The organism is Nocardioides sp. Soil805, assembly GCF_001429625.1.
GTDB lineage: Bacteria > Actinomycetota > Actinomycetes > Propionibacteriales > Nocardioidaceae > Nocardioides.
The window spans coordinates 1,055,228-1,069,914 of record NZ_LMSU01000001.1; the positions used below are offsets into that span (position 1 = coordinate 1,055,228).

18 protein-coding genes and 1 tRNA gene are annotated in these 14,687 nt (G+C 72.9%); 4 read left to right on the forward strand and 15 right to left on the reverse strand.

Annotated features, from left to right (window positions below; genetic code table 11):
• Positions 1 to 34: 34 nt before the first annotated feature.
• Both ASG94_RS05300 and ASG94_RS05305 read right to left on the reverse strand, forming a co-directional pair.
• The gene (locus tag ASG94_RS05300; RefSeq protein ID WP_056925308.1) at positions 35 to 625 is read right to left on the reverse strand and encodes a hypothetical protein; all 591 of its coding nucleotides are present in this window, start codon (positions 623 to 625) and stop codon (positions 35 to 37) included.
• A gap of 139 nt (positions 626 to 764) precedes the next feature.
• Positions 765 to 1,412: a response regulator gene (locus tag ASG94_RS05305; protein WP_056925309.1), complete on the reverse strand. Its 648-nt coding sequence runs from the start codon at positions 1,410 to 1,412 to the stop codon at positions 765 to 767.
• A 146-nt stretch (positions 1,413 to 1,558) separates the two neighbouring features.
• On the opposite strand from ASG94_RS05305, the gene ASG94_RS05310 reads away from it, so the two are divergent.
• Positions 1,559 to 1,945 (forward strand): VOC family protein, encoded by a 387-nt coding sequence (locus ASG94_RS05310; protein WP_056925310.1) that lies wholly within the window; start codon positions 1,559 to 1,561, stop codon positions 1,943 to 1,945.
• Between the two features lie 19 nt (positions 1,946 to 1,964).
• Here the strand turns inward: ASG94_RS05310 and ASG94_RS05315 are convergent, their stop codons facing one another.
• Complete coding sequence (locus ASG94_RS05315; protein WP_056925311.1) at positions 1,965 to 2,498, reverse strand: mycothiol transferase; 534 nt, start codon at positions 2,496 to 2,498, stop codon at positions 1,965 to 1,967.
• 70 nt (positions 2,499 to 2,568) lie between these two features.
• Here ASG94_RS05315 and ASG94_RS05320 point away from each other — a divergent pair, with 70 nt between their 5' ends.
• Positions 2,569 to 2,931, forward strand: coding sequence for a YchJ family protein (locus ASG94_RS05320; RefSeq protein WP_056925312.1), 363 nt, complete (start codon positions 2,569 to 2,571; stop codon positions 2,929 to 2,931).
• Between the two features lie 25 nt (positions 2,932 to 2,956).
• Here the strand turns inward: ASG94_RS05320 and ASG94_RS05325 are convergent, their stop codons facing one another.
• The 7 genes from ASG94_RS05325 to ASG94_RS05355 form a co-directional block, all read right to left on the reverse strand.
• Positions 2,957 to 3,901, reverse strand: coding sequence for a hypothetical protein (locus ASG94_RS05325; RefSeq protein ID WP_056925313.1), 945 nt, complete (start codon positions 3,899 to 3,901; stop codon positions 2,957 to 2,959).
• Positions 3,902 to 3,912: 11 nt separating this feature from the next.
• Complete coding sequence (locus tag ASG94_RS05330; RefSeq protein WP_056925314.1) at positions 3,913 to 4,452, reverse strand: hypothetical protein; 540 nt, start codon at positions 4,450 to 4,452, stop codon at positions 3,913 to 3,915.
• Entirely contained in the window at positions 4,449 to 5,168 is a 720-nt protein-coding gene (locus tag ASG94_RS05335; protein WP_056925315.1) for a VOC family protein, read from the reverse strand. Before ASG94_RS05335 ends, ASG94_RS05330 begins: the two co-directional genes overlap by 4 nt.
• Positions 5,169 to 5,254: 86 nt before the next feature.
• Positions 5,255 to 5,827, reverse strand: a complete 573-nt coding sequence (locus ASG94_RS05340; RefSeq protein WP_056925316.1) for a hypothetical protein — start codon at positions 5,825 to 5,827, stop codon at positions 5,255 to 5,257.
• 82 nt (positions 5,828 to 5,909) lie between these two features.
• Positions 5,910 to 6,521, reverse strand: coding sequence for a YigZ family protein (locus ASG94_RS05345; protein ID WP_056925317.1), 612 nt, complete (start codon positions 6,519 to 6,521; stop codon positions 5,910 to 5,912).
• On the reverse strand, positions 6,518 to 7,540 hold the full coding sequence (locus ASG94_RS05350) for a YihY/virulence factor BrkB family protein (RefSeq protein WP_056925318.1): 1,023 nt from the start codon (positions 7,538 to 7,540) through the stop codon (positions 6,518 to 6,520). The genes ASG94_RS05345 and ASG94_RS05350 overlap by 4 nt, the downstream gene beginning before the upstream one ends.
• 44 nt (positions 7,541 to 7,584) lie before the next feature.
• Entirely contained in the window at positions 7,585 to 8,361 is a 777-nt protein-coding gene (locus ASG94_RS05355; RefSeq protein WP_235537134.1) for a sulfite exporter TauE/SafE family protein, read from the reverse strand.
• 23 nt (positions 8,362 to 8,384) lie between these two features.
• Here ASG94_RS05355 and ASG94_RS05360 point away from each other — a divergent pair, with 23 nt between their 5' ends.
• Positions 8,385 to 9,269: an ABC transporter substrate-binding protein gene (locus ASG94_RS05360; protein ID WP_056925319.1), complete on the forward strand. Its 885-nt coding sequence runs from the start codon at positions 8,385 to 8,387 to the stop codon at positions 9,267 to 9,269.
• On the opposite strand, the gene ASG94_RS05365 is transcribed toward ASG94_RS05360, so the two are convergent.
• Entirely contained in the window at positions 9,256 to 9,702 is a 447-nt protein-coding gene (locus ASG94_RS05365) for a hypothetical protein (RefSeq protein WP_056925320.1), read from the reverse strand. The genes ASG94_RS05360 and ASG94_RS05365 overlap by 14 nt on opposite strands.
• 5 nt (positions 9,703 to 9,707) lie before the next feature.
• Complete coding sequence (locus tag ASG94_RS05370; protein ID WP_056925321.1) at positions 9,708 to 11,114, reverse strand: cystathionine beta-synthase; 1,407 nt, start codon at positions 11,112 to 11,114, stop codon at positions 9,708 to 9,710.
• A 40-nt stretch (positions 11,115 to 11,154) separates the two neighbouring features.
• Here ASG94_RS05370 and ASG94_RS05375 point away from each other — a divergent pair, with 40 nt between their 5' ends.
• On the forward strand, positions 11,155 to 12,237 hold the full coding sequence (locus tag ASG94_RS05375; protein WP_082623945.1) for an SGNH/GDSL hydrolase family protein: 1,083 nt from the start codon (positions 11,155 to 11,157) through the stop codon (positions 12,235 to 12,237).
• Positions 12,238 to 12,256: 19 nt separating this feature from the next.
• Here ASG94_RS05375 and ASG94_RS05380 read toward each other — a convergent pair whose 3' ends face one another.
• The 3 genes from ASG94_RS05380 to ASG94_RS05390 all read right to left on the reverse strand — a co-directional run bounded on the left by ASG94_RS05380 (position 12,257) and on the right by ASG94_RS05390 (position 14,626).
• On the reverse strand, positions 12,257 to 13,156 hold the full coding sequence (locus ASG94_RS05380) for a Bax inhibitor-1/YccA family protein (RefSeq protein ID WP_056925322.1): 900 nt from the start codon (positions 13,154 to 13,156) through the stop codon (positions 12,257 to 12,259).
• Between the two features lie 107 nt (positions 13,157 to 13,263).
• Positions 13,264 to 14,526 carry a calcium-binding protein gene (locus ASG94_RS05385; protein WP_056925323.1) on the reverse strand — a complete coding sequence of 421 codons (1,263 nt, stop codon included), beginning with the start codon at positions 14,524 to 14,526 and terminating at the stop codon, positions 13,264 to 13,266.
• Between the two features lie 26 nt (positions 14,527 to 14,552).
• Positions 14,553 to 14,626 (reverse strand) — tRNA-Leu (locus ASG94_RS05390).
• Between the last annotated feature and the right edge of the window lie 61 nt (positions 14,627 to 14,687).

Consider the following 14,687-nt stretch of genomic DNA (forward strand, 5'->3'; position numbering starts at 1 on the left):
TCGGTGTCGGTCGTCAGGTGTCAGGTGTCAGGTGTCAGGTGAGGATCGGGTACTTCTCGACCATCCGGGTCCCACGCCACCAGCGACCGAGGCCCCAGGTGACGCCCGCACCGGCGAAGAACAGGACCGCCATCGCGATGATGCCGATGAGGTGGTCGTCGACGAACGGGTTGTTCTCGAGCCGGAACGACGCGGCGTACATGAAGGTGTACATCAGGGCGCCGGCGGCGGTGCCGATGCGCATCCCGACCCCGAGGAGCAGGGTGACGCCGATGCCGAGGAGACCGATCATGAACAGCCAGTCGACCCAGGCGTGTCCGGCCATGTTGGTGAAGACGTCCTTGAACCAGTTGCCCTCGGGGACCCCGAAGGTGAGGAACCCCTCGGTCGGGCTGCCGCCGTTGATCCAGGCGGCGTCGCCGAAGCGGTCGAGGACCCCCTGGTCGTCGTATCCCGTGTGCCAGCCCAGGGCGAACGTCTTGTCGAGGAAGGCCCACAGGAACGTGAACCCGAACGCGAGGCGCAGGGCGGCGATGGACCGGTCCAGGCCGGTGCTCGTCTCCGTGCTCTCCGAGGTGGTGACGCCCTCAGCACTGATGTGGTGATGGCGATGGATGACGGCCATGACGAGTCCCTTCTGGGGTGAGTGAGTGGTGCTGTCCTGCACCACCCACTCTCGTCCTGCCAGGGATGCGCGGTCAGGGGACGAGGTCACCGCGACGGGGCCCGAAGGTCCCCAGCCCTCGGGACCCAGCCCTTGTGACCTAGCCCTCAGGACCCAGCAGCTTGGAGGCGAGCACGGCCGCCTGCGTGCGACGCTCGAGGCCGAGCTTGGCCAGGATGCTGGAGACGTAGTTCTTGACGGTCTTCTCGGCCAGGAACATCCGCTCGCCGATCTGGCGGTTGGTCAGCCCCTCCGCGATGAGGCCCAGGAGCTTGAGCTCCTGCTCGGTGAGCTCGGCCAGCTCCGGGGCCGTCGCCGGCCCGTGGCGCACCCGCTCCAGCACGCGGGCCGTGAGTGCCGGGTCGATGAGGGAGTTGCCGGCGGCCACCTGGCGCACCGCGGTGACCAGGTCGCTGCTGCGGATCTCCTTGAGGACGTAGCCCGAGGCGCCCGCCATGATCGCGGCGAAGAGCGCCTCGTCGTCGTCGTACGACGTCAGGATGAGCGCGCGGATCGTCGGGTCGACGGCTCGGACGGCGCGGCACACCTCGATCCCGGACCCGTCGGGCAGGCGTCCGTCGAGGACGGCCACGTCGGGCCGCAGCGCCGGGATGCGGGCGGTGGCCTCCACGGCGGACGCCGAGTCGCCGATGACCTCGATGTCCTCCTGGCGCTCGAGGAGGAACTTCAGGCCCTCGCGCACGACGTCGTGGTCGTCCAGGAGGTACACGCGGATCTTGTCGCTCATCAGGTCTTCTCCCTCGTCGGGGCCCATTCCAGCAGATCAGCGGCTCTCGCGTGCGCTGGTGAGGCGCGTCGTCGTGGTTGGTCCGCTCTCGCCATGGACGCACGGCGCGCCTCGGGCGCACGATGGGGGGACGAAGGAGGCGCAGCATGTCGCTCGCACACAGCGGGGTGGCGTTGATGCTCCCGGTCACCGACGTCGACCGCGCCACGCAGTTCTACCAGGAGTCCCTCGGACTCGAGCTCACCGGGACCAACGACGAGGGCAGCGCGATGTTCGCCGTGGGGAGCGACGCACAGCTCGTCCTCCTGCCCCGCCCCGACAGCCGTCCCTCGGAGAGCACCGCGATGAGCTTCGAGGTCGACGACGTCACCTCCGAGATCGGCACCCTCGAGGGTCGCGGCGTCGTGTTCGAGGACTACGACCTGCCGGACCTCAAGACCGTCGACCACGTCGCGGAGATGGGCACCGAACGAGCCGCGTGGTTCAAGGACCCCGACGGCAACGTCCTGTGCCTGCACCAGGAGGTCGGCTGACCCGCCTGCGACCACCGGCTCAGAGCTCGACCGCGCCGTCCACGGACTCGCGGATCAGGTCCGCGTGCCCGGCGTGGCGGGCGTACTCCTCGACCATGTGGAAAAGGATCCAGCGGAGCGTGGCGACCGAGCCGTCCCGGCGCGCGCGCAGAGCGGGCTGGTCGAGGCCGCCGGTGGCCAGCGCCTCGTCGAGGGCCGCGTCGGCGCGGGCGACCTCCGCGTCGTAGATCTCCCGCAGCTCCTGCGGTGAGTCGTGGCGCGCCGAGCTCCAGTCCCAGTCCTCGTCGGCGTCCCAGTCGACCTCGGCCCAGAACCCCACCGGCGGCCGGTCGTGGAGCGCGATCGTGAACCACCACTGCTCCACGAAGGCGAGGTGCTTGAGCATCCCGCCGAGGGTCATCACCGCCGGGTGCCCGGGGATGGTGGTGGCCAGCTGGGCGCCGTCGAGGCCGCCGGTCTGCGCGCGCAGCGTGTCGCGGTAGTAGTCGAGCCACCCCCGGAGCATGGTGGTCTCGTCGGCGGCGAAGGGCGGGTCCTGCGGGTAGCTCGACATGGCCCGCACGCTAGCGGGGCGCGGCGGTCCCGGCACCCGGGTTTCCGGCGCCGGCCGTAGGGTCTGGCGGGTGAGCCTCGTCCGTCCCTGCCCGTGCGGCTCCGGAGCGGCGTACGACGCGTGCTGCGGGCCGTTGCACCGGGGCACGGCCCTCGCGTCGAGTCCCGAGGAGCTGATGCGGTCCCGGTTCTCGGCGTACGCCCTCGGGGAGCTCGACCACGTGTTCCGCACCTGGCACCCCCGCACCCGCCCCGACGACCTCACGCCCGGTCCCGGGCTGACCTGGACCCGGCTGGAGGTGCTCGACGCCAGCGGTGACGAGGTGGAGTTCCGGGCGCACTACGAGACCCCGGCAGGTCCCGGCGTGCTGCACGAGCGCAGCACCTTCGAGCGTCGGGGCGGGCGCTGGGTCTACGTCGCGCCCGTGCCGTAGGGACGCCGGCCCCGGGCGGCGGGGCTCAGGTGGTGAGCAGCTGCTCGCGCTCGGCGCGGAGCCGGTGCAGGTCCTCCAGCGCCGCGTCCCGCCGGCGGACGAGCACCTCGAGGGTCTCGCCCACCCCGGCCGTGGCGGATCGCACCCGGTCCGACGCCTGCCGGATCCGGTCCCGGACCGCCCAGTCGCTGAAGATGTTGTCGAACCACACGTCGAAGAACTGGGTCATCTGGTCGACCTGGATCCCACCCACGGCGTGCAGCCCGACGTCGGCGAGCTCGGTGGCCAGGTGGCCGAGCGCGGAGTCGGCCTGCCGGATCACCTGACCCGCCTTGTCGAGCCGGTCGTACTTCACCATGTCGGTGACCATCCCGCCGCCGAAGAACGTGTCGTACGTCGACCAGGAGCCGGCGCTGCCGAGGTGCCGGTCCGCCTCCCGCAGGGCGCCGAGCGCGTGCTGGGCGGCGACCGCGGCCTCGTCGAGCTGGGCGAGCTCGGCCTCCCGCGTACCGACGGCCGTGGCCAGCTCGGTGACCCGGCCGGCCACCGTCGTGGTCGCGGGGTCGGCGGCCACCTCGGCCTCGCGGGCGCTGAGCAGCTCCTCGCGCCGGGCGTCGAGGTCGCCGAGGGCGTTGATGCGGGCCACGAGGTCGGTCACCTCCCGGTCGGCGGACTGCCGGCGCGCCTCGGCCTCCGCGGCGGCGTACTGGGCGGCCTGCGCCTCGGACCGCTCCCGGTCCAGGTCGGTGTCGCGGCTGCCCCGCAGCCCGGCGAGGATCCGGGTCATCGACATCGACTCCAGCCGGTCGACGTCGGCGAGCTCCCCCGCCAGCGTGTCGACGGCCGCGGCCGCGCGCTGCTGGGTGTCGGCCAGGCGCTGCCGGGCCACCGCGAGCTGTGCCTCGAGGCCCTGCCGGGTCGTGCGGTCGCGGGCGAGGTCGGCCAGGCCCCGGAGGGCGTCGGTGCTCATGCCGGCGAAACCTAGCGGACGTCCCGCTCCGCGAGCGCCTTCCAGGTGAGCAGCTGCTTGCGCATCATCACCAGGTCCCCCCACATCAGGGCGGCCGTCGCCACGCCCCGGGCGGCTCCCGGCACGAAGAGGTCGCACCGCAGCACCGTGCCGGCGCCGCCGCCGGAGCCGCCGTCGGCGTCCGGGGAGGTCACCGAGTAGGCCATCAGCACCGGACCGAACAGCCGCACCGCGCCGGCCCGGGTGATCTCGAGCTCCACGGAGCGTCCCGGATCCACCGCGCGGACGGTGAAGATGATGAAGCGGCCCCCGGGCTCGAACTCCCCCAGCCCGGGGGTCAGGCTGCGCGGGCTGCGGCGTCCGAGGTTGTCGACGAGGTCATAGCTGTACGGCGCCACCTGCAGCTGTCGTACCCATCGCCACACCACGTCGGGCGGTGCGGCGACCCGCACCCCGCGGGCGGCGTGCAGCCCGGGACCGCGCCCGCCGAAGTGGTCGGTCGTGCCGGAGAGGTCACCCCAGCTCCACGGCAGGCCGCCCTGCTGGCTCACCCCGGCGGCCGGTCGGTGAGGCAGTAGGCCAGGCCCGCCGGGTCGGCCATCACGGTCCAGCTCTCGCGGTCGTCGACGAGCCGGGCGCCGAGGGAGGCGTGCCGCACGACCTCGCGGTCCCGCGAGCTGCAGGCCAGGTCGAGGTGGGCGCGGGTCGGGCCCCCCTCGTCGTCGAGGCGCTGGAGCAGGAGGCGGAGCGCCTGGCCGTCGGGCCGGGCCAGCCGCTCGAACTCGCGGAAGGACGACCCCACCCGCTGCCAGCCGAGCAGCTCCTGCCAGAAGCCGGTCTCCGCGTCGTACGCCGCTGCGGGCACGTCGAGGCAGACCTGGTCGACCAGGCTGGTGGAGAGGTCGGGCCAGCGCGACGGCGGGGCCGGCCTCGACGAGGGGTGCGTGACGAGGCAGAAGGTCAGCCCGCCGGGCGACTCGAGGACGACGTACCCGTCGTCGGCCAGCTCGACCGCGCCCAGCCCGACCGCCCGGTCGGCGGCCGCCCGGGGATCGCGGACGTGGACGTCGAGGTGGATCCGGGCCTCTCCGGAGGCCAGGCGCTGCATCCGCAGGTGGTCGTCGGCATCGCCCGGCGCCAGGGTCAGGAACTCGTCGTGGACGCCGCGCCGGACGGAGGGCGCCCACCCCGTGACCGCCGCCCAGAAGGCGACCGTCTCCTCGAAGGACTCCTCGGGTGCGTCGATGAAGGCGCTCAACCAGAACACGTCCCGACCCTAGACACCCCGGCGACGCAGTGCGACCCGGGTCACTGTGACCCGGGTCGTGCTGCTCGCCGGCGGCGGTCAGTCGGTCACAGGGACGGGCCCTCGCCGCGCAGCTTGTCGACCTCGGACATCGCGTCGCGCAGCTGGCCCAGCCACTCGTCGGCGTGCTGACCGACGAGGCGGACCGACCAGGCGAGCGCGTCCGAGCGCGACCGGGCGACCCCGGCGTCCACGAGGGTGTCGAGCACCTGCCGCTCTGGCTGGCGCAGCCGGGTCATCACCGGTGCCGCGACGTGCGTGAAGAGCGCGGTGGTGCCACCGAGGCTCGCGCCCCACGACACCTTGCGCTGGTAGCGCGCCTCGGCCTCGAGGGCGATCTCGATGCGCTGCTCGCGGGTCTCGGAGCGGAAGCGACCGATCCGACCCTCGGCCTCGGCGCTCGAGACCTCCTCGGCATCGCCGGCCAGGGCGCCGATCACCACGATCTCCTCGCGGTCGACGCTCACCTCGACACCGTCGAACCAGCCGTCGGGCAGCCGCCCGGTGAACCAGTCCTGGGCGTCGCCGGCCTCGGGCAGGTCGGCGACCTGCCAGCCACCCCGGCGTCCACGACCCTCGCCGCGACGTCCGCGGCCTCGTCCTTCGTCATGCGTGTTCATCAGCTTCTCCTTGCAGTCATTACGTGATTACACAGTTACAACGTAGCAAGGCATGCAATATTCCCAGCGGATCCGCGGAGGGTCAGACCCAGCGCTCGCCGACGCGGTCGACGACGGACGCGCCGCCGGTGAGGGCCGCCACCTGGGCGGCCACCTCGGCGGGCTCGCTCGACCCGAGCAGCAACCGCACGGTGGCGGCGTACTCCACCTCCAGCACGCTGACCCCACGGGCCCGCAGCTCGCTCTCGATGCGCCCGGCGTCCGCGTGCCCCACCTCGAGGGCCAGCTCGGTCATCAGCACCCGGCGCCGGGTGCCCGCCTCGGGCAGCGCGGCCCGCACCGCGTCGCCGTACGCCCGGACCAGCCCGCCGGCGCCCAGAAGCGTGCCGCCGAACCAGCGCGTCACCACGGCGGCCACGTCCGAGACCCCGGCCCCACGCAGCACCTCGAGCATCGGTGCCCCCGCCGTGCCCGCCGGCTCGCCGTCGTCGCTGGAGCGCTGCAGCTGCGAGCCGGGACCCAGCACGAAGGCCGAGCAGTGGTGCCGCGCGTCCCAGTGCCGGGCGCGCTGCTCGGCGACGACCGCCCGGGCGGCCTCCTCGTCGCCCACCCGCCGCAGCGTGCACAGGAACCGGGAGCGCTTGACCTCGATCTCCGCCGTCGCGTCCCGCGCCAGGGTGAGGTACGACGTCACGGGGCGGGGTCGGTGAGGCGCTCCGGCTCGCCCTGGGCCCGCGTCGGCTCGACCTCGGGAGCCGGCTCGGGCTCGTCCCACGAGACCGACACCCGCTCGAAGCCCTTGTGGCGCTGCATCCGGGCGTACGACGCGTAGGCGCGACGATCTGCCTCCGTCAGCGACACGGCGTCGGTGAACGGGGTGAGCAGCGCGCGGGGGTAGAGCTGGCGAGCGATCACCACGTTGATCTCCATCGCCAGCACCGCCATCACCGCGCCGATGAACAAGAAGCCGACGAGCCCCAGCACGAGCCCGAACGTCTTGGTCATCGCGGTGGTGCCGACCAGGACCTTGGCGACGTACAGGGCACCACCGAGCTGGAGGAGCTGGAACATCACGGCGAGCGAGAAGCCGCCGGGGGCCGCCCGCCGGAAGCTGTGCTGCCCGGTCGCGGCGAAGCGGAACAGGACGGTCAGCCCGACCCCCACCACCAGGACCGTCACCAGCTGGAGCAGCCAGCGCTCCCCCTGCTCGAAGAAGGTCGTGGTGGTGCTCGCCACCGTGGACAGGACGGTGACGCCCAGGAGCGCGGCGCCCGCGGTCGTCAGCAGGATGAGGCTCTTGAGCCGCGAGTAGAACGGGTTGGGTCGCGCGTTGCGGGGCACCGACCAGGCGACGTGCATGGCGTTCTGCAGCGACTGTGCGAGGCCGAGCGCGCCGTAGAGCGCGGCCAGGGTTCCGAAGGCGACGCCGGCCGCCGAGCCGCGCAGCCCCTCGGGCCGACCGAGCTGGTCGCCGATGATGGGGAACTGGGCGAGCGCGGAGTCGAGGATCTCCGCCTGCCACTCCGGCTTGGCGCCCAGCACGAAGCCGAGGATCGAGGTGCCGAGCAGCATCAGCGGGAAGATCGCCACGAACGCGTAGTAGGTCAGCATCGCCGCCAGGTAGTTGCCCTGGTCGTCGAAGAACTTGTAGACCACCGCCAGCGGGAACCCGATGACGGGATGCTTCCGCTGGAAGTGGTCGACCCTGTCCATCACGCTCACGGATGCACGCTACCGGGGCCGGTGTCGTGATCGGCTCACCAGACGCCGAGCAGGCCCCCGCCGATGCGGACGACGAAGCCCGAGACCACCGCGAGGAAGAACACCCGGACGAACCGCGCGCCCCGTGCGACCGCCACCCGCGCCCCGACGTAGCCGCCGACGATGTTGGCCAGGGCCATGAGCAGCCCGAGCTTCCACATCACCGCCCCCTGCGGGATGAAGACGACGAGCGCCGCGAGGTTGGTGGCCCAGTTGCCGAGCTTGGCCTTGGCCGAGGCCTCGAGGAAGTTGTAGCCGAGCACGCCGACGAGGGCGAAGACGAAGAACGACCCGGTGCCCGGGCCGATGGCCCCGTCGTAGAAGCCGATCGCCACCCCGGTCAGCGCCACCGCCCAGATGTGGGTGCCGCCGCTGTAGCGCAGCGCCGTGAGGGTCCCGACCGACGGCTTGAACCAGACGTAGGCACCGACCAGCACGAGGACCACCAGGATGATCGGGTCGAAGGCGCTGCGCGGCATCATCGAGGCGACGAACGCGCCGCCGAGCGAGCCGGTGAAGGCGGCCAGCATCAGGGGCAGGAAGGTCCGCGGGTCGGGCCGGACCCGCCGGAAGTACGTCGCCGCGCTGATCGAGGTCCCGCAGAACGACGCCAGCTTGTTGGTGGCCGCGATCTGCACCACCGAGGCACCCGGGAGGCCGAGCAGCAGGGCCGGGAGCTGGATCAGCCCGCCGCCGCCGACCACCGCGTCCACGAAGCCGGCCGACAGCGCCGCCAGCATGAGCAGGAGCACGGTCCCGGTCGTCAGCTCCACGCCATCACCCTAGGCTGGAGCGCGTGCGCATCGTCTCCCTGCTGCCCTCCACCACCGAGATCCTCTTCGCGATCGGGGCCGGCGACGACGTCGTCGGGGTGACCTTCGAGTGCGACCACCCCGCGGAGGCGCGCGGTCGCACGATCGTGTCGACCAGCGCCATGCCGGAGGGACTCGGCCCGCGCGAGATCGACGACTTCGTGGCCTCGGCGATGCAGCGCGGCGAGGACCTCTACCACCTCGACGAGGGGGCGCTGGCAGGCCTGGACGCCGAGCTGGTGGTCACCCAGGACCTGTGCGCGGTGTGCGCGGTCGACGTCGCGGTCGTGGACGACGCGCTGGCCCACCTCGGCTGCACCGCCGACGTGCTGACCATCGACCCCCACACGCTGGCCGAGGTGCTGGAGTCGTTCCGCGTCCTCGGCCGGGCCACCGGGCGTGAGGTCGAGGCCGACGCCCTCGTGCAGGACACGCACCGGCGCCTCGCGGACGTCGTACGACGCGTGGGCACCCGCCCGCGCCCGCGCGTGGTGCTGCTCGAGTGGACCGACCCGCCGTTCGCGCCCGGTCACTGGATCCCCGAGATGGTCGACCTCGCCGGTGGCGAGCCGGTGCTCGGCACGGCCGGCGAGAAGAGCGTGCGGGTCACGTGGGAGGACGTCCACGCCGCCCGGCCCGACGTCGTGGTGGTGGCACCCTGCGGCTACGACCGCGACGGCGCCCAGGCGCTGGCCGACGAGCTCGTCGCCTCGGGCGTGCTGCCCGCCGACGTCCCGGTGCACGCCGTCGACGCCAACGCGTCGTGGGCGCGCCCGGGCACCCGCCTCATCGACGGCATCGAGGAGCTCGCCGACGTGCTCTCGACGGTGCCGACGCGGTCGGGCGCGACCGGGGCTACGAGCGGGTGACCGGCTGGACGACGACGGTGTCGTAGCCCTCCGGCACCGGCTGGCCGAAGCCCGGGCAGAACAGGTCGCCCTCCTGGTCGGGCGCCAGCTCCTCGGTGGAGTTGCACTTGACCGTCGCCAGCGCGTCGCCGTCGGCCACGAAGACGAACTCGAACAGCGCCGAGCGCTTCTCGTCGCCGCCGTTGACGACCTTGGCGCGCACCAGCGGGTGCGTCTGGTCCTCGAGCGCGACCGTCTCGGTGATCGTGTCGTACTCCCAGCCGGCCGGCACGGTGAAGCCGTTCCAGGTGAACTCCTTGCCCACCTCGACGGTCAGCGGGGCCTCGGGGTCGGCCGGCTCGTCCTCGCCGCAGGCGCCGAGCGCCAGCACGGGGGCGAGCACGAGCAGGGCGGCGGCGCGCGCACGGGCGCCGTGGAAGCGGGTGGACCTCATCGCCCTCAGCCCTTCGCCAGGTAGGCCAGCAGGTCCTGCCGGGTGATGACCCCGACCGGCTTGCCGTCCTCGTGGACCAGTGCGGCGTCGGCCTTCTCCAGCATCGCGACGGCCTCGCGGGCCGGCGAGGTGGCGCCGATCGACGGCAGCGGGGCCGACATGTGGTCCTCGACCGGGTCGGTCAGCGTGGCCGTCCCGGCGAAGAGCGCGTCCAGGAGGGCGCGCTCGGAGACCGAGCCGGCCACCTCGGCGGCCACGATCGGCGGCTCGGCGCGCACGACGGGCATCTGCGAGACGCCGTACTCCTGGAGGATGTGGACCGCCTCGGCGATCGTCTCCGAGGGGTGCGTGTGCACCAGGTCGGGCAGCCGCCCGGACTTGCCGCGCAGCACCTCGCCCACGGTGCGCAGGTCGGAGTCCCCCTCGGTGGCGAAGCCGTACTGGCCCAGCCAGGCGTCGTTGAACACCTTGGTGAGGTAGCCGCGGCCCGAGTCGGGCAGCAGCACGACGATCACCGCGTCGTCGCGTCCCTGCTCCGCGAGCTCGTGGGCGAGCTGGCGTGCGGCGTACGCCGCCATCCCGGACGAGCCGCCCACCAGCATCGCCTCCTCGCGCGCGAGCCGGCGGGTGAAGGCGAAGGAGTCGGCGTCGGAGACCTCGATGATCCGGTCCGCGACCGTCCGGTCGTAGGTCTCGGGCCAGAAGTCCTCACCCACGCCCTCGACGAGGTAGGGGCGTCCGCTGCCCCCGGAGTAGACCGACCCGGCCGGGTCGGCGCCGATCACCTGGATGTCGGGGTTGCGCTCCTTGAGGTAGCGGCCGATGCCGCTGATGGTGCCGCCGGTCCCGACGCCCGCCACGAAGTGGGTGATCCGCCCCTCGGTCTGCTCCCAGATCTCCGGACCGGTGGTCTCGTAGTGCGAGCGCGGGTTGTGGGGGTTGGAGTACTGGTCGGGCTTCCACGCGCCGGGCTGGGAGGCGAGGCGGTCGGAGACGTTGTAGTAGGAGTCCGGGTGCTCGGGGGCCACCGCCGTCGGGCAGACGACCACCTCGGCGCCGTACGCCTTGAGCACGTTGCGCTTGTCCTCGCTGACCTTGTCCGGGCACACGAAGATGCAGTGGTAGCCCTTCTGCTGGGCCACCATCGCGAGGCCGACGCCGGTGTTGCCGGAGGTCGGCTCCACGATCGTGCCGCCGGGCTGCAGTGCGCCGGAGGCCTCCGCGGCCTCGATCATGCGCGTCGCGATGCGGTCCTTCACGGACCCGCCGGGGTTGAGGTACTCCACCTTCGCGAGCACCAGCGGCCCCGATCGGGAGCCGCCGCCTGCGGGGTCGGGGAGGTCGAGGGAACGGTCGAGGCGCACCAGCGGGGTGTTGCCGATGAGCTCGAGCAGGGAATTCGCGTACTTCACCCGGCCAATCTAGCCACCTACCGGCCCGTAACATGAAGTCGTGGGAACCGCAGCCGCCGCACGCAAGCTCGCCTCCGCCGCCGCCTTCGGTGGCGGAGGCCTCTCCGTGCTCGGCGCCGGGCTGTACGGCGTGCTGGTGGCCGAGGCCCGCCTCGCCCGCCGGACCATCGGCACCCTCACCGACGACCCGCCCCCGGACGCGACGGGCTGGTACGGCCGCGGCCGGCCGGGTCCGGCCGTCAGGATCGCCCTGCTGGGCGACTCCAGCGCGGCGGGCTACGGGGTCGAGCGGGTCGAGGACACCCCGGGCGCCCACCTCGCCAGCGGGGTCGCGGTGCAGGCCGACCGCCGGGTCCACCTGCGCGAGCTCGCGGTGGTCGGCGCGCAGTCCAGCGACCTCGGGAGCCAGGTCGACGCCGCGCTGGGGACCCGTCCCGACATCGCCGTGATCCTCATCGGCGCCAACGACGTCACGCACACGGTCACGCCGTCGCAGTCGGTGCGCCACCTGTCCGAGGCCGTACGCCGCCTGCGCCAGGCCGGGGTCGAGGTCCTGGTCGGCACGTGCCCGGACCTCGGCACGATCAAGCCGATCGCTCCCCCGCTCAAGCAGGTCGCCCGCTCGTGGTCGCGCCGGCTCGCGGCCGCCCAGACCATCGCCGTCGTCGAGGCCGGCGGGCGCACGGTGTCGCTGGCCTCCGTGCTCGGCCCCGAGTTCGCCGCCGCCCCCGCGCTGCTCTTCGGCCCCGACCAGTTCCACCCCAGCGCCAACGGCTACCGCCAGCTGGCGGCGGTCCTCATCCCGTCCGCGCTGGCCGCCCTGGGCCTGGGCCCCGACGACGAGGCGCTGCCCGAGCCCTTCCGCGGCGAGGGCGTCATGCCGGTCGCGACGGCGGCGGCCCAGGCCGTCAACACCCCCGGCACCGAGCTCGACGGCACCGAGGTGTCCGGCTCGCAGCGCGGGCTGCGCGGCCGCTGGGTCGAGCTGCGCCGGCGCCGTCGCCGGCCCGGTGGGGAGACCGAGACGCCGGAGACCAGCGAGGGCGAGGCCGCACACCGCGAGGCCCTGCAGCATGACGCCGGCCCCTCGTCCGAGGACGAGAGGCCGGCGGAGACGGTCTAGGCCCTCACGGGCCGGACGATCAGTCCTGCTGGAAGATCGCGAGGATCCGGAGCAGGTTGGTGTAGATCCACACGAGGCTGACGGTCAGCGCGAAGGCCGCACGCCAGGACTCGCGCTCGGGGAGGCCGGCGGCCACGCCCTTCTCGACGAAGTCGAAGTCGAGGATCAGCATGAACACGCCGAGCACCAGGCCGCCGACGGCGAACAGCAGGCCCATGGCGCCGAAGCCGAACAGGCCGATCTGGTTGCCGAAGAAGCCGAGCACCATCTCGAGCAGGCCGAGCGCCACCATGCCGAACATGGCCGCGACGACGAAGGTGCGGAACTTGTTGCCGACCTGGATGTCGAAGAACTTGTAGGCGGCCAGCGTGCCCGCGAAGGCGGCGAAGGTGCCGATGACGGCCTGCAGCACGATGTCGGTGTTGCCGACCTGCAGTCCGATGAACTTCGAGAAGGCACCCAGCGCCACGCCCTCGAGCGCCGCGAAGGCGATCACCAGGGCCGGGCTGATGGACCGCTTGAACGACAGGACCATCGAGAGGCCGAAGGCGCCGAACGAGCCCACCATCAGGGCGAGGTAGAGCTTGCCGATGGCGTCCTGGTTGACGGCGCCACCCTCGGTGATCGAGTCACCGGTCCAGAACCAGGTCATGGCGGCCGTCGCGATGACGACGAACAGAGTGACCGCGGTCTTCTGGACGACCGAGTCGATCGTCATCCGCCCGCCGTCGACCTCGGGGGTCGTCGGCGTGCCGGTGCCCCACTGGGACGGGTCGGTGGTGGCGTACGGGGACTGCTGCGTCTGTCCGTAGCCGGGGTAGGACTGGCCACCGCCGGCGTAGGTCTGGTTGCCGTAGGCGTTGGAGCCGGTGCCGTTGAACTCTTCGGACCGGGCAAAGATCGGGTTGTTGCTCTTCATGGTCTCTCCTTGGAGGCCTGTCTGGTTGCACCCACCTTACTCAGGTGCACATTCGTCCAAACGTGCGAGAACACGCTGGTGTTCCCGCTCGGTGACGGCCGTCCGCCTCACTCGCAGCCGTGGACGACCTCGCCGCGGCACCGGTCGGTCCCGCGGTGCCCGCGGACCCGGTCGCGGCCGGCCCCGCCGAGCAGCACGTCGTCGTCGTACGAGCCGTCGAGGCGGTCGTCTCCCCCGCGTCCCCGGGCCGTGTACGCCGCGCCGCCGCGCACCCGGTCGTCGCCCGGTGTCCCGAGGTAGGTCCAGCGTCCGGGCGAGACCGGCATCGTCACCCGCTCCAGCGAGTCGAGCGCCACGCGGAGGCGGCCACCGTCCGGCGTACCCGCCCGGAACACGCCGCGCCCGTGGTCGAAGACGCCCCACGCCGGCCTGCGGACGGCGCCGCTCCTCACCACGGAGACGGAGATCGCGTCTGTCCCGTCGCCGCCGGACGCCGTGTGGTGCCCGGGCGAGAGGTAGAGCTCGAGCACGTCGGCGTCCGGGCCGCCGTCCGCCGCGGTGGTGCCGCCCTCCTTGCGCAGGTGGTCGCGCCCCGGTCCCCCGAGCAGCACGTCGGCGCCGCCGGTCGAGTCGAGGGAGTCGTCGCCGGCGCCGCCGTCGAAGACGTCGTCGGCCGGCTCTCCCGGGGCGGGCGAGTACGCGTCCCAGGCGTTGAGGACCAGGTCGTCGCCGCCGCGGGCCTCGATCCGGTCGCCGCCGCCGTTGCCGACGAGCTGGTCGGCGGACTCGGTGCCGAGGAGGTGGTCGGAGTACGGCGAGCCCAGCAGCTCGACGACGTACCCGATCCTCGGCTGGGGCTGGGCGACGACGACGGTGTCGGTGCCCTCGCCGGTCGCGGTGCCGGCGACGAGGTCGACGGTGACGCCCGCGGCGGCCCGGCCGTAGTCGAGGGTGTCCGGCGGGTTCCAGCCGTCGGCCCGCAGCACGGTGTTGACGCCGAGGTCGACCAGGTCGTCGCCCGGACCCGGGACGACCACGTCGCCGGCGGGCTCCGGCTCGCTCTCGAACACGTTGAGGCGGCCGTTGGTGCCGCCGTACAGGCGGTCGTCGCCCTCGCCGCCGGAGATGTCGTCGGGCCCGGCGTTGCCGCAGACGACGTCGTCACCGGCGCCCCCGGAGATGACGTCGCGACCTCCGAGTCCGGCGATGACGTCGTCGCCGGACGTCCCGGTCAGCGTGTCGGCGCCCTCGGTCCCCACGATGGTGGGCGTCCGTCCGTCGCAGGTCGGCCCGGCCGCGGCGACCGGCTGCCCGACCGCGAGCACCCCACCGGCCAGGACGAGTGCCGCCAGCGCTGCTCGGTGTCCCATGGTTCCCCCTCCGTGTGTCGAACCCGTGCCCCGGCTGGGACTCGAACCCAGACTGCGCGGTTTTTAAGACCGCTTCCTCTGCCGATTGGGATACCGGGGCGGTGGAGCGCCGGGACGTCGTGCGGACGGAGCCCCCGGGTGGCCCCCACCGTATGACGTCA